General features: G+C 51.9%; 23 protein-coding genes. 1 reads left to right on the plus strand and 22 read right to left on the minus strand.

What is annotated here, in order from left to right; translation table 11 throughout:
- Positions 1-29 precede the first annotated feature (29 nt).
- The 15 genes from tolR to sdhC form a co-directional block, all read right to left on the minus strand.
- The gene (tolR, locus tag J1C60_RS12390) at positions 30-458 is read right to left on the minus strand and encodes a colicin uptake protein TolR (protein ID WP_128178920.1); all 429 of its coding nucleotides are present in this window, start codon (positions 456-458) and stop codon (positions 30-32) included.
- Between the two features lie 13 nt (positions 459-471).
- A complete protein-coding gene (gene tolQ / locus J1C60_RS12395; protein ID WP_128178919.1) occupies positions 472-1158 on the minus strand; it encodes a Tol-Pal system protein TolQ in 687 nt (228 codons plus the stop codon).
- Positions 1155-1559, minus strand: a complete 405-nt coding sequence (gene ybgC / locus J1C60_RS12400) for a tol-pal system-associated acyl-CoA thioesterase (protein ID WP_128178918.1) — start codon at positions 1557-1559, stop codon at positions 1155-1157. Before ybgC ends, tolQ begins: the two co-directional genes overlap by 4 nt.
- A 210-nt stretch (positions 1560-1769) precedes the next feature.
- On the minus strand, positions 1770-2063 hold the full coding sequence (gene ybgE, locus J1C60_RS12405) for a cyd operon protein YbgE (RefSeq protein ID WP_128178917.1): 294 nt from the start codon (positions 2061-2063) through the stop codon (positions 1770-1772).
- Entirely contained in the window at positions 2063-2176 is a 114-nt protein-coding gene (gene cydX / locus J1C60_RS12410) for a cytochrome bd-I oxidase subunit CydX (protein WP_128178916.1), read from the minus strand. Before cydX ends, ybgE begins: the two co-directional genes overlap by 1 nt.
- A 15-nt stretch (positions 2177-2191) precedes the next feature.
- Positions 2192-3331 (minus strand): cytochrome d ubiquinol oxidase subunit II, encoded by a 1140-nt coding sequence (gene cydB / locus J1C60_RS12415; RefSeq protein ID WP_128178915.1) that lies wholly within the window; start codon positions 3329-3331, stop codon positions 2192-2194.
- Between the two features lie 15 nt (positions 3332-3346).
- Complete coding sequence (gene cydA / locus J1C60_RS12420; RefSeq protein ID WP_128178914.1) at positions 3347-4915, minus strand: cytochrome ubiquinol oxidase subunit I; 1569 nt, start codon at positions 4913-4915, stop codon at positions 3347-3349.
- A 920-nt stretch (positions 4916-5835) separates the two neighbouring features.
- Positions 5836-6708: a succinate--CoA ligase subunit alpha gene (sucD, locus tag J1C60_RS12425; RefSeq protein WP_128178913.1), complete on the minus strand. Its 873-nt coding sequence runs from the start codon at positions 6706-6708 to the stop codon at positions 5836-5838.
- A complete protein-coding gene (sucC, locus tag J1C60_RS12430) occupies positions 6708-7874 on the minus strand; it encodes an ADP-forming succinate--CoA ligase subunit beta (RefSeq protein ID WP_128178912.1) in 1167 nt (388 codons plus the stop codon). The genes sucD and sucC overlap by 1 nt, the downstream gene beginning before the upstream one ends.
- Before the next feature lie 129 nt (positions 7875-8003).
- Positions 8004-9221 (minus strand): 2-oxoglutarate dehydrogenase complex dihydrolipoyllysine-residue succinyltransferase, encoded by a 1218-nt coding sequence (gene odhB / locus J1C60_RS12435; protein ID WP_128178911.1) that lies wholly within the window; start codon positions 9219-9221, stop codon positions 8004-8006.
- 14 nt (positions 9222-9235) lie between these two features.
- The gene (sucA, locus tag J1C60_RS12440; protein WP_128178910.1) at positions 9236-12043 is read right to left on the minus strand and encodes a 2-oxoglutarate dehydrogenase E1 component; all 2808 of its coding nucleotides are present in this window, start codon (positions 12041-12043) and stop codon (positions 9236-9238) included.
- A gap of 277 nt (positions 12044-12320) precedes the next feature.
- Positions 12321-13037 carry a succinate dehydrogenase iron-sulfur subunit gene (locus J1C60_RS12445; protein ID WP_128178909.1) on the minus strand — a complete coding sequence of 239 codons (717 nt, stop codon included), beginning with the start codon at positions 13035-13037 and terminating at the stop codon, positions 12321-12323.
- Between the two features lie 16 nt (positions 13038-13053).
- Complete coding sequence (gene sdhA / locus J1C60_RS12450; RefSeq protein WP_128178908.1) at positions 13054-14820, minus strand: succinate dehydrogenase flavoprotein subunit; 1767 nt, start codon at positions 14818-14820, stop codon at positions 13054-13056.
- Entirely contained in the window at positions 14820-15167 is a 348-nt protein-coding gene (gene sdhD, locus J1C60_RS12455) for a succinate dehydrogenase membrane anchor subunit (RefSeq protein WP_128178907.1), read from the minus strand. Before sdhD ends, sdhA begins: the two co-directional genes overlap by 1 nt.
- The gene (gene sdhC / locus J1C60_RS12460; protein WP_128178906.1) at positions 15161-15550 is read right to left on the minus strand and encodes a succinate dehydrogenase cytochrome b556 subunit; all 390 of its coding nucleotides are present in this window, start codon (positions 15548-15550) and stop codon (positions 15161-15163) included. Before sdhC ends, sdhD begins: the two co-directional genes overlap by 7 nt.
- Positions 15551-16186: 636 nt before the next feature.
- On the opposite strand from sdhC, the gene J1C60_RS12465 reads away from it, so the two are divergent.
- Positions 16187-17470 carry a citrate synthase gene (locus J1C60_RS12465; protein ID WP_128178905.1) on the plus strand — a complete coding sequence of 428 codons (1284 nt, stop codon included), beginning with the start codon at positions 16187-16189 and terminating at the stop codon, positions 17468-17470.
- Positions 17471-17513: 43 nt separating this feature from the next.
- Here J1C60_RS12465 and nei read toward each other — a convergent pair whose 3' ends face one another.
- Genes nei through pxpB form a run of 7 tightly spaced genes read right to left on the minus strand, consistent with a single transcriptional unit; the run spans position 17514 to position 23060 of the window.
- The gene (nei, locus tag J1C60_RS12470; RefSeq protein WP_128178904.1) at positions 17514-18305 is read right to left on the minus strand and encodes an endonuclease VIII; all 792 of its coding nucleotides are present in this window, start codon (positions 18303-18305) and stop codon (positions 17514-17516) included.
- Between the two features lie 14 nt (positions 18306-18319).
- Positions 18320-18967: a pyroglutamyl-peptidase I gene (pcp, locus tag J1C60_RS12475; protein WP_128178903.1), complete on the minus strand. Its 648-nt coding sequence runs from the start codon at positions 18965-18967 to the stop codon at positions 18320-18322.
- Positions 18968-18975: 8 nt separating this feature from the next.
- Positions 18976-19992 carry a DUF979 domain-containing protein gene (locus J1C60_RS12480; RefSeq protein ID WP_128178902.1) on the minus strand — a complete coding sequence of 339 codons (1017 nt, stop codon included), beginning with the start codon at positions 19990-19992 and terminating at the stop codon, positions 18976-18978.
- Positions 19992-20720 carry a DUF969 domain-containing protein gene (locus J1C60_RS12485; protein ID WP_128178901.1) on the minus strand — a complete coding sequence of 243 codons (729 nt, stop codon included), beginning with the start codon at positions 20718-20720 and terminating at the stop codon, positions 19992-19994. The genes J1C60_RS12480 and J1C60_RS12485 overlap by 1 nt, the downstream gene beginning before the upstream one ends.
- 30 nt (positions 20721-20750) lie before the next feature.
- Positions 20751-21488: a 5-oxoprolinase subunit PxpA gene (gene pxpA / locus J1C60_RS12490; protein WP_128178900.1), complete on the minus strand. Its 738-nt coding sequence runs from the start codon at positions 21486-21488 to the stop codon at positions 20751-20753.
- Entirely contained in the window at positions 21478-22410 is a 933-nt protein-coding gene (gene pxpC, locus J1C60_RS12495) for a 5-oxoprolinase subunit PxpC (protein WP_128178899.1), read from the minus strand. The genes pxpA and pxpC overlap by 11 nt, the downstream gene beginning before the upstream one ends.
- The gene (gene pxpB, locus J1C60_RS12500) at positions 22404-23060 is read right to left on the minus strand and encodes a 5-oxoprolinase subunit PxpB (protein WP_128178898.1); all 657 of its coding nucleotides are present in this window, start codon (positions 23058-23060) and stop codon (positions 22404-22406) included. The genes pxpC and pxpB overlap by 7 nt, the downstream gene beginning before the upstream one ends.
- Positions 23061-23178: the final 118 nt, after the last annotated feature.

The raw sequence follows: 23178 nt of genomic DNA on the forward strand, positions 1-23178 counted from the left end.
CTCGGTTCCCAAAAAACGGTTCGAATTAATTAAATCGGCTGCGTCATCAAACCGACAGACTTCACACCCGCCTGATGCAGCAGGTTGAGTGCCTTGATGATTTCGTCATAAGGCACATCTTTCGCGCCACCTATCAGAAACACCGTTTTCGGATTAGCTTCTATTCGGCGCTGTGCTTCGGCAACGACCTGCTCAGCAGGCAGTTGCGACATGCGATCGTGATCGACTACCAGGCTGTACTGTCCGACACCTGCCACTTCGACGATCACCGGAGGATTATCATCACTGGCAACCGTTTTTGAATCTGTCGCATCTGGCAGATCAACTTCCACACTTTGCGTGATGATAGGTGCTGTTGCCATGAATATCAGCAGCAACACCAGCAACACATCCAGGAGCGGAACAATGTTGATCTCAGATTTGAGATCGCGGCGAGCGCGACCACGCGTTCTGGCCATGCTTAACCTCCGGTTACTTACTGTTCTCGCTAGAGAATGCCTGGCGATGCAGGATAGCCGTGAACTCTTCCATGAAGTTGTCATAGTTTTGTTCAAGCTTATTCACGCGCTGATTCAGACGGTTATAAGCCATAACGGCCGGGATCGCTGCAAACAGACCGATCGCGGTAGCAATAAGGGCCTCGGCGATGCCGGGTGCAACCATCTGCAGAGTCGCCTGTTTTACCGCACCCAAGGCGATAAAAGCATGCATGATCCCCCAAACGGTGCCAAACAGACCAATATAGGGGCTGATAGAGCCTACCGTTCCTAAGAAGGGAATATGGTTTTCCAACGTTTCAAGTTCACGATTCATCGAAATACGCATTGCACGGCTTGCGCCTTCAATCACCGCTTCAGGCGCATGGCTATTCGCACGATGCAACCGCGCAAACTCTTTGAAGCCCGCATAAAAAATTTGCTCAGATCCGCCAAGTTCATCACGACGCGCCTGACTTTCCTGATAAAGGCGCGACAGCTCAATGCCGGACCAAAACTTGTCCTCAAACGCTTCGGCATCACGCCCTGCGGCGTTCAGAATACGGGTACGCTGGATAATGATTGCCCAAGAGGCAATAGAAAACCCAATCAAAATCAACATGATAAGTTTGACCAGAAGGCTTGCCTTCAGGAACAAATCAAGAATGTTCATGTCAGTCACTGCTTGAACTCCGCGACAATAGACTTGGGAAGCGCTATCGGCTTCATTAGGTGTGGGTTGATGCAGGCGATCAGGACTTCTGCTTCATTGAGAACGTTACCTTCTGCATTAACGATACGTTGTGCGAATGTCATAGTTGTCCTACGCATCGCGACCACCTCACACTGCACCTCCAGCAAATCATCAAGGCGTGCAGCACCCAGGTAGTCAATCGTCATACGACGCACGACAAACGCCACGTGTTGTTCCAGCAGCGTTTGTTGGGTGAAATGGTGTTTGCGCAGCATTTCTGTCCGTGCTCGTTCATAAAAAGCAACATAACTGGCATGGTACACCATACCGCCGGCATCCGTGTCTTCGTAATAAACACGTACCGGCCATTTGAACAGCGTTGTACTCACTCTACATCCCGGCAATGCTTTATATCAGTTAACCGCTGCTACTATACGCAAGCGCAAACGTCTTGGGAATGGATTGCCAGAGGGTAAAGAAAATAATTATCGGATGGAAACAATTAGCGGGGCTTTCGGGATAAATCTTAAGCAGATACTGACAAAAAAAGACAAAAAAGCAGATAAATATAATCCCGCCTGGCGGGACTATACCGGGCTTCAGCTGAAAAAGAAGCCTAATCCCACTAACAGAATAATCTGAGCAGGCAGCGGAGAGAAAAATGCCTGCCAGCGTAACCGCAGCGGACGAAAACCTACACCATGTATGACTCCGGTACACACCGCCCACATGATGACAATACCCTGCCAGATTGCGAGCGGCCCTGTTTTCGCCGCAAAACGCGAGGGGTCCCAGAATACGCAGCCTGCCAGCAACAGCGCCAGGCAAAAAGACAGGACCCGCAACGGGCCCTTGTCCATGGCGGCGTATAGCCGCTCAATTAACTTACGCATTAATGCCGCGCTTTCGCTTCGGCCGTCTCTTCAACGTGTTCAAGCGCCAGCGCAGTAATAATACCAAAAGCGCAGGCCAGCAAGGTGCCGAGTATCCAGGCAAAATACCACATTGTTCCGCTCCTTAATTAGTAGAGAGAGTGAGTGTTGCTTTCGATCTGCTCTTTAGTGATACGCCCAAACATCTTGTAGTAGCACCAGGTGCTATAGGCCAGAATCAGCGGCACGAAGATGATGGCAACAAACAGCATCACTTTTAACGTCAACAGACTTGAGGTTGCATCCCACATAGTCAGGCTTGAACCCGGTACCGTACTGGATGGCATGATGAATGGGAACATCGCTATACCCGCCGTCAGAATGACACATGCCATCGTGAGAGAAGAGAAGACGAATGCCCAGGCCCCTTTTTCCAGACGTGAACAGAGAAGCGTAAATAAAGGCAGAATAACGCCCAGCGCAGGAATGAGCCATAGGACCGGCGTATGGTTGAAGTTCACCAGCCATGCCCCGGCCTCACGCGCCACCGCTTTGGTAAGTGGATTAGAAGCCGCGGCATGATCCATCGCCGAGGTCACCACATAGCCATCAATGCCGTATACGACCCACACGCCAGCCAGCGCAAAACAGACCATCATCACCAGCGCCGCAATTTGCGCCGCAGCACGGGCACGCAGATGTAACTCACCCACGGTACGCATTTGCAAGTAAGTTGCGCCCTGAGCAATGATCATGCTCAGACTGACAATCCCTGCCAGTAAACCAAACGGATTCAGTAACTGGAAGAAATTACCGGTATAGAACAGGCGCAAATCCGTATCTGCGTGGAACGGCACCCCCTGAAGCAGGTTACCAAACGCCACGCCGATCACCAGCGGCGGCACTAAGCTGCCAATAAAAATGCCCCAGTCCCACATACCGCGCCAGCGCATGTCTTCTATTTTTGAGCGATAATCAAAACCAATCGGGCGAAAGAACAGCGAGGCCAGTACCAGAATCATCGCTACATAGAAGCCGGAAAAAGCAGCGGCATAAACCATTGGCCAGGCGGCAAACAGCGCGCCGCCTGCGGTAATTAACCATACCTGATTGCCGTCCCAATGCGGCGCAATACTGTTGATCATCACCCTGCGTTCAGTATCAGTCCGTCCGATAATACGGGACAGTATACCTACCCCCATATCGAAGCCGTCGGTGATGGCAAAACCAATCATCAGGATCCCAATCAGCAGCCACCAGATAAAGCGCAATACTTCGTAATCTAACATTTGTGGACTCCTGTGTTATCGAACCGGCTGCGCCGAAATCGTTGACTGCTCGAAGTGGTAACGTCCAGTTTTCAGGCTGCTCGGCCCCAGTCGGGCAAACTTAAACATCAGGTACATTTCTGCCACCAGAAACAGCGTGTACAGCCCACAAATCAGCCCCATGGAAAACAGCAGGTCGCCTACGGTGAGCGAGGAGTTCGCGACAGCCGTCGGCAACACTTCACCAATCGCCCAAGGCTGACGTCCGTACTCCGCAACAAACCAGCCGGCTTCCACGGCGATCCACGGTAGTGGGATGCCGAACAGCGCTGCCCTGAGCAACCAGCGATTGCGCCCGATACGATTGCGGATTACGCTCCAGAAAGAGAGACCAATGATCAGCAGCATTAATACGCCGCAGGCCACCATAATGCGGAAAGAGAAATAGAGCGGTGCAACCCGGGGAATTGAATCTTTCGTTGCCTGCTGAATTTGCGCTTCAGATGCGTCAGAAACATTTTGCGTATAGCGTTTCAGCAGAAGGCCATAACCCAAATCCTGACGCGTATTATTAAAGGCTTCACGTACGTTAGGATCGGTATTACCTGCGCGCAGCTCTTCCAACAATTCATAAGCTTTCATGCCATTGCGGATGCGTACTTCATGCTGCTGCATCAGCTCTTTCAGACCCGTAACCGGTTTATCGACGGAACGTGTGGCAATCAGGCCAAGCAGATAAGGAATTTGAACTGCATATTTATTTTCCTGCGTGTCCTGATTGGGAAGACCAAATAGCGTAAAGGCTGCAGGTGCTGGCTGTGTTTCCCATTCAGCTTCAATGGCCGCCAGCTTGGTTTTCTGCACATCCCCCATTTCGTAACCGGATTCGTCACCCAGTACAATCACTGACAGCACCGCCGCCATTCCGAAGCTAGCCGCAACCGCGAATGAGCGTTTAGCAAAAGCAACATCGCGACCGCGCAGCAGATAGTAAGCACTGATACCCAGGATAAACATCGCCCCGGTGGTATAACCCGCTGCGACGGTATGAACAAATTTTACCTGGGCAACCGGGTTGAGTACCAGCTCAGAGAAACTCACCATCTCCATACGCATGGTTTCAAAATTAAAATCAGAAGCAATTGGATTTTGCATCCAACCATTAGCAACCAGTATCCAGAGCGCCGAAAGGTTCGATCCCAGCGCAACCAGCCAAGTCACCGCCATATGCTGAACTTTGCCAAGACGGTCCCAGCCAAAAAAGAATAAGCCGACAAAGGTGGATTCCAGGAAGAATGCCATTAAGCCTTCGATGGCCAGCGGTGCACCAAAAATATCACCGACATAATGTGAAAAGTATGACCAGTTAGTTCCGAATTGGAACTCCATAGTCAAGCCGGTCGCCACGCCCAGGGCAAAGTTGATACCAAACAACTTGCCCCAGAACTTGGTCATATCTTTATAGATTTGTTTGCCAGACAGCACATACACGGTTTCCATGATCGCCAACAAAAACGCCATACCCAGCGTTAAGGGGACGAACAGGAAATGGTACATGGCAGTTAGGGCAAACTGTAAGCGCGACAGTTCGACGATATCAAACATCTTGACCCCTTGCTCCTCGCATGAATACTCGACACAGATTTCTCCCCGTCATACCTGAAGTTGTATCTATACCGGCAGTGTGCTTTACCGTCCGGATACAACGCCAATTACTTCGGGCATATATAATTGGCTGAGGCTTTCATACATCTGTGATTGCCAACAGAAATAACGACCAGTATTCATTCCAGCAATGCCACCGCGGCAGTCGCTCACGGAAATCGCTGGAGAATGGCTGATAGCAAATACATATAATAAAAATTATAAGACTGAACGGTGACAGGATACGCCGTCACGATATAACTATAAATAGTTATTTTGTAGTGATTACATCATTTTTGATGCTTGTCATTTTCATAAATTATAGTGATTGCGAAAAATTGATCCAGCACAATTTAATACAAAGGTCTTAATTCGCTCAATGCTAGGTGTTGATATGAAAACACTTTTATTGATAGATGTTAACTTTTCTCAGAGTGAGGACTCGACAGGTAAATAAAGTGTTGCACGAATGTGCGTTAATGGTGGCTAAAAATAGAGGGTGTTAATTTCACGCCATTTGATTTAACACAATAGCGTAAAGTTTATTTTTATGGTGATGGGCAGGTGATACTAATAATATTGACACGACTCTATTTTTAGCCTGATTTTCGTCTATTCTTCACAAGCTAATCACGCCCCTCTCTCAAATAATTAACAATCAACCTTTAATCATAGCCGGGGTTTTCTAACATGCAGATGAAAGTGTCCAAAAAGCCATGGACGTTTACGCGCAAGTGGATACATGGCTGAAAAATAAATCTTAGCCTGCACACGGTTCCGTCGGGATCGAGATAACCCCATCGAAAAGAACGAAAAAAGCCACCCGGAGGTGGCTTATCTGGCTCAATGGAAGAACCTGTCATCAGGCTCTTCAGGAGCAATTACTGTGGTAATACGGCTTTAACTGCCTCACCGATATCAGCAAGACTGCGCACGGTCTTAACGCCTGCGGCTTCCAACGCAGCAAACTTCTCATCTGCCGTGCCTTTACCGCCTGCAATGATGGCACCCGCATGCCCCATACGCTTACCTTTCGGCGCAGTGACACCGGCAATATAGCCCACAACAGGTTTGGTCACGTGATCTTTAATAAAGGCGGCGGCTTCTTCTTCCGCGCTACCGCCGATTTCACCGATCATCACGATCGCTTCCGTCTGTGGATCATTCTGGAACAGTTTCAGAATATCGATGAAGTTAGAACCTGGGATAGGATCGCCGCCGATACCGACACAGGTAGACTGGCCGTAACCGATATCGGTCGTCTGCTTAACGGCTTCATACGTCAAGGTACCGGAACGGGACACGATGCCGATACGGCCAGGCTTGTGAATATGACCAGGCATAATACCGATTTTACATTCACCCGGTGTGATGACGCCCGGGCAGTTTGGTCCGATCATACGAACGCCGGCTTCATCCAGCTTCACTTTTACCGTCAGCATATCCAGGGTTGGGATACCTTCAGTGATGGTGATGATCAGTTTAATACCCGCTTCAATCGCTTCCAGGATACCGTCTTTGCAGAACGGTGCCGGAACATAGATGACCGATGCAGTTGCGCCTGTCGCTTCAACCGCTTCGCGTACGGTGTTAAAAACCGGCAGGCCCAGATGCTCGGTGCCGCCTTTGCCTGGCGTCACGCCGCCAACCAGTTGAGTACCATAGGCCAACGCCTGTTCAGAGTGGAAGGTACCCTGTCCGCCGGTAAAACCCTGGCAAATTACTTTGGTGTTTTTGTCGATCAAAATGGACATTATTTACCCTCCGCTGCGGCAACAACGCGCTGCGCCGCGTCGCTCAGGCTGGTTGCTGCAATAATATTCAAGCCGCTGTCAGCCAGTTTACTGGCACCCAGTTCGGCGTTATTTCCTTCGAGACGTACCACGACCGGCACGTTAACACCCACTTCTTCTACTGCGCCGATAATGCCATCCGCGATCAGGTCGCAGCGTACAATTCCGCCGAAGATGTTGACGAATACCGCTTTTACCGCTTCGTCAGACAGGATGATTTTAAAGGCTTCAGTTACGCGCTCTTTAGTTGCGCCGCCGCCCACGTCAAGGAAGTTGGCAGGCTGACCACCGCTCAGTTTAACGATGTCCATGGTACCCATAGCCAGCCCGGCACCGTTCACCATACAACCGATGTTACCTTCCAGCGCAACGTAGTTCAGTTCCCACTGCGCTGCCTGCGCTTCGCGGGAATCTTCCTGACTTGGATCACGCATTTCACGCAACTCAGGTTGGCGGAATAACGCGTTACCGTCAGCGGTCAGTTTGCCATCAAGACAGACAAGATCGCCCTGTGTAGTAATAACCAGTGGGTTGATCTCAACCAGTGCCAGATCGCGCTCAAGGAACAGCGTCGCCAGTCCCATAAAGATCTTGGTGAACTGGTTGACTTGCTTACCCGTCAGGCCCAGTTTGAATGCCAGCTCACGTCCCTGGTAAGGCTGTGGGCCGGTTAATGGATCCAGCGCCATTTTATGAATCAGGTGCGGGGTTTCTTCCGCGACTTTTTCAATTTCCACGCCGCCTTCGGTCGAGGCCATAAACACCACGCGACGGGTGCCACGGTCAACCACTGCGCCAAGGTAGAGTTCTTTATCAATATCCGTTGCCGCTTCAACCAGAATCTGGTTAACCGGCTGGCCGTGTGCGTCCGTTTGATAGGTGACCAGGTTTTTACCCAACCAGTTTTCAGCGAAAGCGCGGATCTCTTCTTTACTGTTAACCACTTTCACACCGCCCGCTTTACCGCGGCCGCCGGCATGAACCTGACATTTAACCACCCACGGGCCTGCGCCGATTTTAGAGGCTGCTTCTTCCGCTTCACGTGGCGTGGTACAGGCGTATCCGGTTGGAGCCGGCATACCATACCGTGCAAACAGCTGTTTCGCCTGGTATTCGTGTAAGTTCATGATGTTCTATCCATTCAGATCTGAAAAGATTGGGTCGAATGCGGTTTACCTCACTTCTTACGGAAGGATGACAAACCGAATTAGCAACCGCACATAAGGTCGGGCACGGTAAAACCGTGCCCGACAAGGTTATACGTCCAGTAGCAGACGCGCCGGATCTTCCAGCAGCTCTTTGATCGCCACCAGATAGCCTACGGACTCGCGGCCATCGATCAGTCGGTGATCGTAAGAGAGTGCCAGATACATCATCGGCAGAATTTCAACCTGACCATTCACCGCCATTGGGCGATCTTTAATGGCATGCATGCCGAGGATCGCGCTTTGCGGTGGATTGATGATCGGCGTTGACATCAGAGAACCAAATACGCCGCCGTTGGTAATGGTAAAGTTACCACCAGTAAGTTCGTCCACGGTCAATTTACCGTCACGACCTTTCACCGCCAGCTCTTTGATTTTCTTCTCGATGTCGGCCATTCCCAGCGCATCCACGTCACGCAGTACCGGGGTGACCAAACCACGTGGAGTAGAAACCGCGATACTGACGTCGAAGTAGTTGTGGTAAACCACATCTTCACCGTCAATGGAGGCGTTCACTTCCGGGAAGCGTTTCAGTGCTTCAACTACGGCTTTGATGTAGAAAGACATAAAGCCCAGACGCACGCCGTGACGCTTCTCAAATACGTCACCATACTGCTTACGCAGATCCATGATCGGCTTCATGTTGACTTCGTTGAACGTCGTCAGCATTGCTGTGCTGTTTTTCGCTTCCAGCAGACGTTCGGCAACGCGTTTACGCAGACGTGTCATCGGCACACGTTTTTCGCTACGGCCCCCCAGAGAGGGTGCAGGCGCGGCGGCAGCTTTTGCTTCCGGCTGTTTAGCCGCCGGTTTGCTCGCCAAATGTTTTTCCACGTCTTCACGCGTAATGCGTCCACCAACACCGCTGCCTTTGATCGCATCGGCATTGAGGTCATGTTCAGCAATCAGACGACGGATCGCCGGGCTGAGTGCATCGTTGCTCTCATCTTCCAGAGAAGCCGTCTGACGCTGTGCTGGCGTAGACTCTTTGGATTCAGATTTTGCAGCAGTTTCTTTTCCACCGCTGTTCCCTTCTTTCAGACGTCCCAGTGGCTGGCGAGACGTTACCGTCGCCCCTTCCTCTTCAAGGATGGCTTCCAGCACGCCGTCTGCTGAAGCAGGAACTTCCAGCACAACTTTGTCAGTTTCGATTTCAACCAGTACTTCATCGCGAGTTACCGTATCGCCTGGCTTTTTGTGCCAGGTGGCCACGGTGGCATCGGCAACGGATTCAGGCAGGTCTGGAACGAGAATATCTACGCTACTCATTATCTATCCTTTATTTAATTAACGTTCAGCGCGTCATTAACCAGGTCTTGTTGCTGCTTCTGGTGTACGGACATGTAGCCAACGGCCGGTGAAGCGGATGCTGGACGACCGGCGTAACGTAATGAAGCCCCAAACGGCACGACTTCACGGAAATGGTGCTGACTGCAATACCAGGCACCCTGGTTCAATGGTTCTTCCTGACACCAGACAAAATCATGTACGTGAGAATACTGCTGCAGCGCATCCTGTACCGCTTTGTGCGGGAAAGGATAAAGCTGTTCAATACGTACAATAGCAACATCAGTTTGTTCATTCTTGCGACGCTGTTCCAACAGATCATAGTAGACCTTGCCGGAACAGAGCACGACGCGTTTAACGCCCTGCGGATCAAGATCGTCAATCTCGCCAATGGCCGGTTTAAAGCTACCGGTTGCCATCTCATCCAGCGAAGAAATAGCCAGTGGGTGACGCAGCAACGATTTTGGTGACATCACGATCAGCGGACGACGCATGCCACGCAACGCCTGACGACGCAGCATGTGGTAAACCTGTGCCGGAGTCGATGGAACGCAAACCTGCATATTCTGTTCAGCACAAAGTTGCAGATAACGTTCCAGGCGAGCAGAAGAGTGCTCCGGCCCCTGGCCTTCATAGCCGTGCGGTAGCAGCATCACCAGGCCACACATACGGCCCCATTTCTGCTCTCCTGAGCTAATAAACTGATCGATAACGACCTGAGCACCGTTTGCAAAATCACCAAATTGCGCTTCCCAGATGGTCAGGGTGCGCGGCTCCGCCGTCGCATAACCATATTCAAATGCCAGTACCGCTTCTTCAGAAAGCACGGAATCCCAAACCTTGAATACACCCTGCCCGTTATGAATATGTTGCAGCGGCGTATAAGTTGAACCGTTAGACTGATTATGGATCACCGCATGGCGATGGAAGAAGGTACCGCGTCCCATATCTTCACCGGACAAACGGCAAGGAATCCCCTCATCAACCAGCGTGGCATAGGCCAGGTTTTCCGCAGCGCCCCAGTCAAACGGCTTGTTACCTGCCGCCATTTCTGCACGATCGTTATAGATCTTAGCAACGCGCGACTGCATCTCGACGCTTTCCGGCACCTGGCTGATACGCTTTGCCAACTCCTGTAAACGTTTCGGATCCAGGGTTTCAGGCCAGCTTTCATCCCAGTCATGATTCAGATAAGGAGACCATGTAAAGGAGTGCAGACTCATTGGGCGCCATTCCGGAACCACGCATTCACCGGCATCCAATGCATCGCGATAAAGATTGACCATCTCAGTGGCGTCTTCAAGGCTGGCTATTTTTTCCGCTTCCAGTTTGTCCGCATACAGCTTACGCGGCGTAGGATGCTTTTTGATCTTCTGGTACATCACCGGCTGGGTCGCACTTGGCTCATCCGCTTCGTTATGGCCATGGCGGCGATAACAGACCAGATCGATAAAGACATCCCGTTTGAAGGTATTACGGAAATCAAGCGCCAGTCGGGTAACAAACGCCACAGCTTCCGGGTCATCCGCATTAACGTGAAAAATAGGCGCCAGCACCATTTTACCGATATCGGTACAGTACTGAGTAGAGCGCGCGTCTTTCGGGTTCGAGGTGGTAAAACCAATCTGGTTATTGATGACGATACGTACTGTACCGCCCACTTCATAACCGCGAGCCTGAGACATGTTCAGGGTTTCCTGAACCACACCCTGTCCGGTAACAGCAGCATCACCGTGGATAGTAATCGGCAGCACTTTATTGCTACTCGGCTCATCCAGGCGATCCAAACGGGCACGCACCGACCCCATGACTACCGGGCTAACAATTTCCAGATGAGATGGGTTAAAGGCCAGCGCCAGGTGCACCATGCCACCCTCGGTTTCTACATCCGACGAAAAGCCCATATGGTACTTCACGTCACCGGTGCCAAGATGCTCTTTGTGCTTGCCGGCAAACTCATCAAACAGATCCTGTGGCTTTTTACCCAGCACGTTAATCAGGACGTTCAGGCGGCCGCGGTGCGCCATTCCCAGCACGACTTCACGAGTACCACTCTTACCGGCATGACGAATCATTTCATTCAGCATCGGCACCAGTGCATCACCCCCTTCCAGCGAGAAGCGCTTGGCCCCCGGGAATTTGGCACCGAGATAACGCTCAAGCCCTTCTGCTGCCGTCAGTTGCTTAAGGAAACCTTTTTTCTCTTCAGAGCTGAAGTTTGCCTGTCCCGCTATCGATTCAATGCGCTGCTGGATCCAGCGTTTCTCTTCGGTGTTGGTAATGTGCATATACTCAGCGCCGATCGAACCGCAGTAGGTCTGTTTCAATGCGGCATACAGATCGGCAAGCTTCATGGTTTCTTTGCCAATAGCAAATGAGCCAACGTTAAAGCTTTCCTGGAAATCGGCTTCGCTCAGATCGTGAAAGGCTGGATCGAGATCCGGTACCGATTCCTGTTTCCAAAGCCCCAGAGGATCGAGATTAGCGTGCTGATGACCGCGAAAACGAAACGCGTTAATCAGCTGCAATACTTTTACCTGCTTGGAGTTAGTTTCCGGATCGGTAACGGATGAGGTGTAACGCGAGGCATCTTTCGCCAGACGGCGGAAATATTCACGTGTTGTCGAGTGGATTTGTTCAGGTCTAACCCCAGTGCCAGGAAGCTGCTGGAACATCGTACGCCATGCAGCATCTACAGAGTCAGGATCGGTTAGAAAATCCTCATAGAGTTGTTCTATGTAGGATTGGTTCGCGCCGGCCAGCCAGGAGGAGTCCAGCCAGGGCTTCATCGCGCTGTTCTGCATTGTGATCCCTTAAGCATTCTATGCTTTTTTTCACGGTTTCATTTTTGCCGGATTAACGGCTTGCCAGGGGCGGTGTCCTCTGATTATCCATGCGCACCGCACAACCAGGGGACACAGCCTGTCAAGTTCATCGATACGAGCACCGGGCCCGTAAGGGAACCTTTGTAAGTGATTTACGCCCTGCGTTGCGCGGGCAACCGCCAACCCGCGAAAACCGCTTACAAAGGCTTCCTGCTTAACCGCGCCGAAAAACTGATGGTTTCCGGCGCGGTTATCACTACGCGCTTCTTTGCAATAACATTGATTTGATATGCCCGATGGCGCGCGTCGGGTTAAGCCCCTTCGGACACACGCTCACACAGTTCATAATGCTATGACAGCGGAATACGCTGAAAGCATCATTCAAATCATCAAGACGCGCATCCGTTTCGGTATCACGGCTATCAATCAGGAAGCGATACGCCGCCAGTAAGCCAGCCGGACCAATGAATTTATCCGGGTTCCACCAGAATGACGGACAGGACGTCGAACAGCAGGCACAGAGAATACACTCATACAGACCATCCAGCTTTTCACGCTGTTCAGGCATCTGTAAATGCTCACGCGCGGGTGGATTCTCTCCGTTATTCAACAGGTAAGGCTTAATTTTCTCATACTGAGTATAAAACTGGCTCATGTCGACAACCAGATCGCGAATGACGGGCAGACCTGGCAATGGCCGAATAACGATTTTTTGCTTGCCGTTGCCTAAAGCAGAAATTGGCGTAATACAGGCCAAACCATTTTTGCCATTCATATTCAGGCCGTCGGAGCCGCAAACACCTTCACGGCAGGAACGGCGAAACGCCAGCGTCGGATCTTTCTCTTTCAGGCGCATTAATGCATCCAGCAACATCATGTCGCGCCCTTCTTCCGCTTCCAGCGAATACTCCTGCATGCGCGGAGCGGCATCAACATCTGGATTGTAACGATAAATAGAAAACTCAAGTCTCATCGTCTGATCTCCGCAATTAATAAGTACGCGCTTTTGGCGGGAACGCCTCGCGCAGTTTCGGTTGCATGTTGACCTCACGGCGCGTCATGCTTTCGTTTTGCGGGAGATACAGGCTGTGGCACAGCCAATTTGCATCGTCACGTTCCGGGAAGTCGAAACGGCTATGTGCTCCACGGCTTTCAGTACGGAAGTTCGCCGCCATCGCGGTGGCATAGGCGGTTTCCATCAGGTTATCCAACTCCAGGCATTCAACACGCTGGGTGTTGAAATCGCTGGAACGGTCATCCAGACGCGCATTTTTCAGGCGCTCACGCAGTACTTTCAGCTCTTCCAATCCTTTCGCCATCGCATCACCTTCACGGAATACCGAGAAGTTATGCTGCATACAGGACTGCAGCGCTTTGCGCAGTTCCGCGGGATCTTCGCCAGTCGTATTATTATTCCAACGATTCAGGCGCGCTAACGCAGCGTCGATATCTTCATCGCTGGCATCGCGCAGTTCACCCTGCTCCTGAATGGACTCTTGCAGATGCAGGCCGGCAGAACGGCCAAACACCACCAGGTCAAGCAGTGAGTTACCGCCAAGGCGGTTAGCGCCGTGCACAGAAACGCAGGCAATTTCACCCACCGCGAACAGGCCGGGAATCACGACATCTTCACCCTTTTCATTCACCGTCAGCGCCTGTCCGGTAACTTTAGTTGGAATCCCGCCCATCATGTAGTGACAAGTTGGAATAACCGGGATCGGTTCTTTTACTGGATCAACGTGGGCAAAGGTACGGGACAACTCAAGAATACCCGGCAGACGCGATTCCAGAACCTCTTTGCCGAGGTGGTCGAGTTTCAACTTGGCATGAGGTCCCCATGGGCCGTCACAGCCACGACCTTCACGAATTTCGATCATGATTGAACGTGCGACAACGTCACGGCCAGCAAGATCTTTCGCGTTCGGTGCGTAACGCTCCATAAAACGTTCGCCGTGTTTATTCAGCAGGTAGCCACCCTCACCACGGCACCCTTCTGTCACCAGCACGCCAGCGCCAGCAATACCGGTTGGGTGGAATTGCCACATCTCCATATCCTGCACCGGCACGCCAGCACGCAGTGCCATGCCAACGCCGTCACCGGTGTTGATATGCGCATTGGTAGTAGACTGATAGATACGGCCCGCGCCGCCAGTGGCCAGCACGGTCGCTTTGGCTTTGAAATAAACCACTTCGCCATCTTCGATATTCAGCGCCGTACAACCGACAATCGCGCCGTCGGCATTTTTCACTAAATCGAGGGCATACCACTCAGAGAAAATGGTGGTTTTATTTTTCAGGTTCTGCTGATACAGCGTGTGCAGCAAAGCATGGCCGGTACGGTCAGCAGCGGCTGCAGTACGCGCGGCCTGTTCACCGCCAAAATTTTTAGACTGACCGCCAAACGGACGCTGATAAACGCGGCCATCATCAAGACGCGAGAAAGGCAGTCCCATATGCTCCAGCTCCAGAATCGCTTCCGGACCGGTTTTACACATATATTCAATAGCGTCCTGATCACCGATATAGTCGGAGCCTTTAACCGTGTCATACATGTGCCATTCCCAGTTATCTTCATGGCTGTTACCCAGTGCAACGGTAATGCCGCCCTGAGCAGACACGGTATGAGAACGGGTAGGGAAGACTTTGGATAACAGGGCGCAACTCTGGCCCGACTGGGAAATTTGCAGCGCGGCACGCATGCCTGCACCGCCTGCGCCGATTACGACGGCGTCAAACTCTCTAACTGGCAAATTCATTACGCACCCCACACCACAACAGTTCCATAAATCGCATAGACCAACAGCGCAACGACAATCACCAGTTGCAGCATTAAACGTACGCCTACAGGCTTAACGTAGTCGGTCAGTACCTGCCACATCCCAATCCAGCCATGTACCAGAATGGACAACAGGGTCAGCAGCGTGAACACTTTTGTGAAAGGGGAAGCGAAAAATCCGCGCCAGTTGTCGTACGTCAACGTATCAGACATCACGATAAAACCGAGGATATAGAGCACATAGAGGGTAATAACCATGGCAGCGGCACGTAACAGCAGCCAGTCATGTACGCCGTTGCGCCCCAGTGCAGAAGCATTGCTTACCATACGAGGACTCCAGCCAGAATTGAAAGCACGACGGTAATACCAAAAGCAATCTGAGCAGAACGCGTACCGATTTGCAGCGTTTCACCAAGATAACCAAAATCCATTAACATATGGCGAATACCACCGGCGATATGATAAGCCAGCGCAGTCAAGATGCCCCATACAATGAATTTGACAATGAAGCTGCCCATCACGGCAGATGCCTGCAGGAAGCCTTCGGGTGAAGAGAGAGAGAGGCCCAGTAGCCAGAGCAGAATACCGACAGCCACGAAGGTGATCACGCCGGAGACGCGGTGGAGAATGGACGCTATTGCAGTAACGGGAAACCGGATCGTAGTGAGATCCAAGTTGACAGGTCTTTGTTTTTTCACGGTTTTGCCCACACAGCCTTTCTTATTTTGCTTCCTCCGGTCCTGAAGGTGTTATTCGAACACGGGCGTGGTCGAATGATTGGCACCGTCACCAAAACAGCAACATCCAGTGTTAATTGACGCGGTAAAACGCTGGGTGGCTCCTGGTGTCAGGGTATTCCGGAGACCTGGCCGAAGTATAGGGGGATCACATTCCCATTACAATTCCCCTACAATCTCTTTGGGAACATTTAGACGGAACAGTGATCCATCTCACGATTTTCACAATTAATACAAATTTAATTATCTGATTTGACAAAAGTTAAACATTCCTGTTACAAACGAACGATTAAAAATCCCGTGATGCATAAAAGTTATGGGGGTACACTTTCCCCTAAGCATAAGTTATGTAACATTGGCTCAGTAGGCTGGGCCAGGTATCAGGAACGTGTTACGAGCAAATAATGACTAGATCGGATCTTTAACAACCGCGAAACGCAGCATATATGCCTGCCGGATCCTCGCTTGTACGCGCCCATCGCTCTGTACCCTGCACGATAAAACATGCCACAGAGTTGATAGACGGCATCTCTTCGCAAGCAGCCCAAGGTATGATGGCAATTCAGGTGTCACTGATCCCTACACTTTAAGGCGCTAAGGAGACTATAAATGGCTGATAAAAAAGCAACGCTGACCCTGGAAGGCGAAGCTCCTATTGAACTGGATGTGTTACAAGGCACGCTGGGTGAGGACGAGATTGATATCCGAACCCTTGGTTCAAAAGGTTTATTCACATTTGATCCTGGTTTTACCTCTACTGCGTCTTGCGAATCTAAAATCACCTACATTGATGGTGATAAAGGCATTCTGCTTCATCGCGGTTTCCCCATAGACCAACTCGCGACCCACTCAAACTATCTTGAAGTGTGTTACATCCTGCTGAATGGCGAAGTTCCGACCCAGGAACAGTTCGAGGAGTTCCGTACCATCGTGACTCGCCATACCATGATTCACGAGCAGATTAACCGCCTGTTTATGGGTTTCCGCCGTGATTCACATCCGATGGCAGTCATGTGCGGTGTGACTGGCGCGCTGGCCGCATTTTACCACGATTCGCTGGATGTCAATATTGAACGCCATCGCGAAATCGCAGCATTCCGCCTGCTATCGAAAATGCCGACCGTGGCAGCGATGTGCTACAAATACTCCATTGGTCAGCCGTTCGTCTATCCGCGTAACGACCTCTCCTATGCCGGTAACTTCCTGAACATGATGTTCTCTACACCATGCGAAGAGTACGTGGTCAATCCAGTTCTGGAACGCGCAATGGATCGCATTTTGATCCTGCATGCTGACCATGAGCAGAATGCCTCAACCTCTACCGTGCGTACTGCAGGCTCTTCCGGAGCGAACCCCTTTGCCTGTATCGCGGCAGGGATCGCTTCACTGTGGGGCCCCGCTCACGGCGGAGCAAACGAAGCCTGCCTGCGTATGCTCGAAGAGATCAGCACGGTGGAACATATTCCTGAGTTCCTGCGCCGCGCTAAGGACAAAAACGACTCTTTCCGTCTGATGGGCTTTGGGCACCGTGTCTATAAGAACTATGACCCGCGTGCTACCGTGATGCGCGAAACCTGTCATGAAGTATTGAAAGAGCTGGGTATGAAAGATGACCTGCTGGAAGTGGCAATGGAACTTGAGCACATTGCTCTGAACGATCCGTACTTCATTGAGCGTAAACTCTATCCAAACGTTGACTTCTATTCAGGTATTATTCTGAAAGCAATGGGTATCCCGTCATCCATGTTTACCGTTATCTTTGCGATGGCGCGTACCGTTGGCTGGATTGCTCACTGGAAAGAGATGCATGATGACGGCATCAAAATTGCCCGTCCGCGTCAGCTGTACACCGGTTACGATCAACGCGATTTTCAGTCTCAGCTGAAAAAATAGTCGGACCTGTTAAGCCTCGGAAACGCCGCCATCGCGGCGTTTTTTATATCTGGCACCCAGGACACCAGTAAAAAGGCCGCGATGAAAGCAGGGTTTTCTCGATCGCCTCGCCGCAGCGCTCACAAGGTTGGCCACTGCGATGAAACACTTTAAAGCGAAATGCTGCCCCGTAATGCTTATTCTCATCCATCGTCCCACGCATTCGGTAAGAATGGCGCGGAATAGCCAGTAGTGCATGCGACAGATTCACCAGTTGTTTCTCATCCAGATCCTGCGCCCGATGGTGCGGGGCCAGCTCAGCCTGCCACAGAATCTCCACTCGAAGATAGTTGCCTAACCCTGCAAGAAAAGCCTGATCGAGTAACAACCCGCTAAACTGGCGGCGACGAAAGCGTGACGATAACAACCGTTCACTCACCTGCTGCTCCGTCAGTGTCATATCCAACACGTCGGGCCCTACGCGCTGCAAGAAAGGGTGGGCAGCCAACGTTTCAGCATTGAGTAACTCAATATCCGATGCGCTATACAGCAAAATTGTCTGGTCATGGGTGGCCAGCCTGACGCGTAATACGCGAGTGCTTTGCGGTTCGCTGCCACTGTCAATAATGCGCCAGACGCCGTACAGCTGATTGTGGCTGTAGAGCGTAAGACCGTTAGAAAAGTGCGTTAATAACGCTTTTCCCCGCGTCTCTATTGACGTGACTGTCTCGCCTTTCAGCGACTCTTCATAGGTTTTCAGGCGGGGAAATTCAAACCAGACATCGGTGAGTCTTTTCCCCACCACCGCCTGCGCCAGCCGATCGGCCGCGCGTCGAATCTCAGGTCCTTCTGGCATAATTCCTCTCAGAATTAATGGGTTGCGCCGCCCGTCTGGCGAATATCCTGCCTGGTTCGTAAGGCAATCGTTACCGCCATCTCCAGCGCCAGAATGACCGTCTGCGCTGACATGCTGGGCGCGCCTGGATGCTTTGCGGCTTGTTCAGGCAGCCAGGGAATATGGATAAAACCGCCGCGGATTTTATTCCCCTGTGCGGCCAGACGATGCAATAAACCATACATCACATGGTTACACACATAGGTGCCAGCCGTTTGTGAAACCGAGGCGGGAATACCCGCCTCACGAATCGCTTCCACCATCGCCTTGATGGGTAAGGTTGAGAAGTAAGCCGCCGGACCATCCGCAACAATCATCTCATCAATCGGCTGGTTGCCCTGATTATCAGGAATGCGAGCATCGTCAATATTAATACCAATGCGCTCAACGCTAATCTCTGCCCTTCCTCCCGCCTGTCCAACGGAAATCACCAGCTCCGGCTGATGCTCATCGATAGCGGCATAAAGTGATGTGAGTGATGTGCCAAATACACAGGGAAGTTGTTTCACAACCACTCTGGCACCGCAAAGCATACGTTCATTAAGCTGGCGAACCGCTTCCCAGGAAGGATTCACCAACTCGCCATCAAACGGCTCAAACGCGGTAATCAGGACCTTTTTCATTTTGCACCTCACAGAAACATCAGGAAGTAGAGAAGAAAAATATTGGTGATTAACAATAACACGCCGGTCGGTATCTGAGCCTTTATCACCGCATTACGATCGGGCAACTCCAGTAAAGCGGCGGGAACGATATTAAAGTTTGCTGCCATCGGCGTCATTAACGAACCACAATACCCGGAAAACATACCGATAGCCGCCATGACTGCCGGGTTACCACCGTGCTGTAATACCAGGATGGGAATACCAATCCCGGCAGTCACGATAGGAAAAGCGGCAAATGCATTCCCCATAATCATGGTAAGCAATGCCATACCAATCGCATAGCTGGCCACGGCGATAAGGCGGTTATCCACCGCCAGGTAGGTTTCTGTCAGTTGAGAAATCGCCGTCCCGACGCCTGCCGTGGTGAATAGCAAACCTAACGTGGCAAGGATCTGCGGCAAAATAAAGGCCCAGCCAATGGCATCCAGCAGGCGACGCGTTTCCTGCAACGATTGTGCCGGTCCTTCTCGTACCATTCTTAGCGCGATAAGCCAGCCAATAAGGCATCCAACGGTCATAGAAAATAGCGTAATCAACGTCGAGTGATTTCCGGGCCCAAACACACTCTCCTGCAAACCCGGTATATTATTGAACGCCAACACCCCAATAACAGTGACCACCGGTATCGCCAGGGCGGGTAAAAAGAGCCGGTTACCCAGTCGGCCCGCACTCTCTTTACGCTGTTCCACGGTGCGTTGATGGTAGCGACCTAACTTTACGCCTCCCAGCCCAGCGATCAGCGCCATGCCAACGACCACACTTCCCACACCAATATGCAGCAGGCGCTGTGCTTCTTCGGCCGAACCCGCGAACGGCGTTATCACTCGGTAAGACCAATCACCGATCAAAAATACCAGCCCATACAATGCCCAGAAGAGCCCTGTAGTGAAGCGGCGCGAGTTCGCTTTATCACGCCATGACATCACTGCCACAATTAATAACATCACGCCTGCCAGCCAGAAAAGATATTGCTGCTGAAACATTAGTGCTCCTCCCTGGCCTGCAGGGCCTGCGCATTAAGTGAGGCCAGTTCAGCCGCAAGGGTTTTGTCCATTTGGCGCAAACGTACGGAGTGAATAATAAATGCGCAGACTGCGGTAGGAATACCCCATAACGCAATGTGCAACGGTTCGGTCTGAATCCCACCTGATTCGAGCATAAAATTATGCATAAACAGAATGGCACCGAAGGCAACAAAGATATCTTCTCCAAAGAATAATCCAACGTTGTCCGTCGCAGCGGACATAGCACGCAGACGATGTCGGACGTGCGCGGGCAACTCACCGTAATGATTTTCCGTCGCGCCTTCCGCCATCGGCGCCAGCAGCGGACGCACCATCTGCGGATGCCCGCCCAGGCTGGTCAACCCTAAGGCCGCCGTGATTTCACGGACAAATAAATAGACGATCAGCAGTCGTCCTGCGGTGGCGCTTTTTATATGAGCAATCCAGTTCTGCGCCCGCTCTTTGAGGCCATGCCGCTCCAGCAGGCCAATCACCGCCAGCGGCAGCAGAAGAATCAGCGGCAGGTTGCGCGTGCTCAAAAATCCTGAACCCAGCTTTTCGAGGATAGACGCGATAGGCATATGGGCGGCCAGACCGGTGATGATACCTGCCACAATTACCACCAATACTGGATTTAACCTGAGTAAAAAACCGATGATAATGGCGGCAATGCCGATCAACGGCCAGAAGTTCACTGCTTCTTCCATAACGACTCTCCAGACAGGAACACGCTAGATTTATTGATCCGTCACGGTAATCCCATTTTTATCAAAGGCATTGCGCAAATGTTGGGCGAATATCAACGCGTGCGCACCATCGCCGTGCAGGCAAATACTCTCCGCATGCAGGGTTATCCACTCACCCTGCACACTGCGAACTTTCCCTTGTTGCACCATACTTAGCGTTTGTTCAATCGCCATCGTCTCATTTTCTATCAGAGCGCCAGGCCGATCGCGCGGCACCAGGCTGCCATCATTCTGATAACCGCGGTCAGCAAAAGCCTCCTGTCGGGTGGACAGGCCGTGATAGTGCCCCGCACGAATAAGCTCACTACCCGCTAATCCCAGCAGGATCAGCGCCGGGTCTACTGCCTTTATCGCCCGGGCAATCACATCAGCCAGCAGCGGCTCCCGCGCGGCCTGGTTATAAAGCATGCCGTGTGGCTTGACGTGTGCCAGCCGGCACCCTTCAGTAGCCGCTAATGCCTTTAGAGCACCAACCTGATAAACGACCTGTGCAAACACCGTTTCCGCAGGAAGCCGCATCGCCGTTCGGCCAAAGTTTTCCCGATCGGGGAAACTGGGATGCGCACCGATCGCTACGCCAAACTCTTTCGCCCAACGGATAGATTGCAGCATGGTCTGCGCATCGCCGGCATGAAAGCCACAGGCAATATTCGCCGAGGTCACCCACTGTAGCAGTTGGCGATCGCTTGTACTGCCCTCTCCCAGATCGGCATTGAGATCAATTTTCATATTCCAGCCCCATCATCATGTGGTCAATGACACGTTGTTGCCGCTGCTTCGCGGCCAGTGCCTCTTCCAACGTACAGAGCACAAAATGGATCGGATCGCCCAAGCGGATCTGTGCCAAATGGTGGAGGTCAGCTTCGATGACGCAGGCAATGCGCGGGTAGCCGCCGGTGGTCTGTGCATCGGCCATCAGGACAATTGGCAATCCGTTAGGTGGTACCTGAACCACACCCGGTAACAAGCCATGTGACAGCAGTTCCCTATCGGTATTGCGGATAACAGGTCCCCCCTGCAAGCGATAGCCCATGCGATTACTTTGTGGACTTAATTTCCATGCGGTGCGCCAAAATGTCTCTTGCGACTCACGGCTGAACTCATGATACTCCGGTCCCGGTAAAGCGCGCAGGCGGTTACCCCATAATAGCTGACGAACGCCTACCGCTTTAGTAAAGGAGCGTTCAGCGTGGCCCAGCGGAATAACATCACCGTCCTCAACGCGGCGACCATGCTGGCCACCAAAACCGGCTTTTAAATCGGTACTGACCGATCCCAGTAGCGGCGATAACGCAAAACTGCCACCTACAGCCAGATAACTACGCATGCCGCGAGTCGGCAGTGCCATCGTCAGGCGCTGCCCGGCTTTCACCGCTGTACGCCATCCGGTCCAGACGCTTTTTCCATCAATTTCCGCTTTACAGCATGCGCCCGTCAGCGCAACCCAGCCATCACGCCTGAACTCCGCACAAAACTGGCCCAGGGTAATTTCCAGCACGGCGCTATCCTGTGGGTTACCCACCAGCAAATTTGCCGTTTTCATAGCAGGGAGATCCAGTGCCCCGCTGCTGCCGATACCATACTGTCGCCAACCAGTACGACCCGCGTCCTGGAGAGAGGTGCTGATCCCCGCACGAATAATCTTTAGCATATCCCCTCCCTTTGCGGTACGAACCGCACGTTATCGCCGGGACGCAATAATGTGGGCGGCTGCTGTTGTGGCTGAAACAGCACAGCATCAGTACGACCAAGTAATTGCCATCCACCGGGCGTTGATAATGGATAGACACCCGTTTGGCTGCCGCCGATACCTACAGAACCCGCAGGAACAGTGACCCGGGGTTCAGCACGACGCGGGATATGCAAGCGCGGATCGAGCCCGCCAAGATAGGGAAAACCGGGTTGAAAACCGATGAAATAGACAACGTAATTGACAGAAGCATGTAGCTCAACAACTTGTTTTACACTCAATCCACTGTAGTGCGCAACGTCGGATAAATCGGGACCGGCTTCACCGCCGTAGATTACGGGGATCTCTATATGCCGCACCTCAGGATGAAGGGACTCGCTCTCTTCCCACCAGTTTTGCAGGCGCTCAATCGCATCCAACGCCGTCTGTTGCGGATGGCGTAACAGTACGGTTAGGTTGTTCATGCCCGGAATAGCTTCAATAACGTGCGGATGATCTGCTAACCGTGCGGTCAACCCCCAAATGCGCTGCTGGCTTGCCAGCGAAACAGGGGGGTCCAATTCCAGGACTACCGCACGCTCTCCCAACAGGTAACAACGTGCTCGTTGCATCGTCTCCCTCCCTCAGTAAATTCCGATCGATAAACAGGCCGGATAATCATGTAATTACCCGTTTATCACAGTAAAAGGAGAAATAGTTATGCGAAGCCGCCGCCCGATGTCAATCGAT

This window comes from [Pantoea] beijingensis (assembly GCF_022647505.1).
Classification (GTDB): Bacteria; Pseudomonadota; Gammaproteobacteria; order Enterobacterales; family Enterobacteriaceae; genus Erwinia; species Erwinia beijingensis.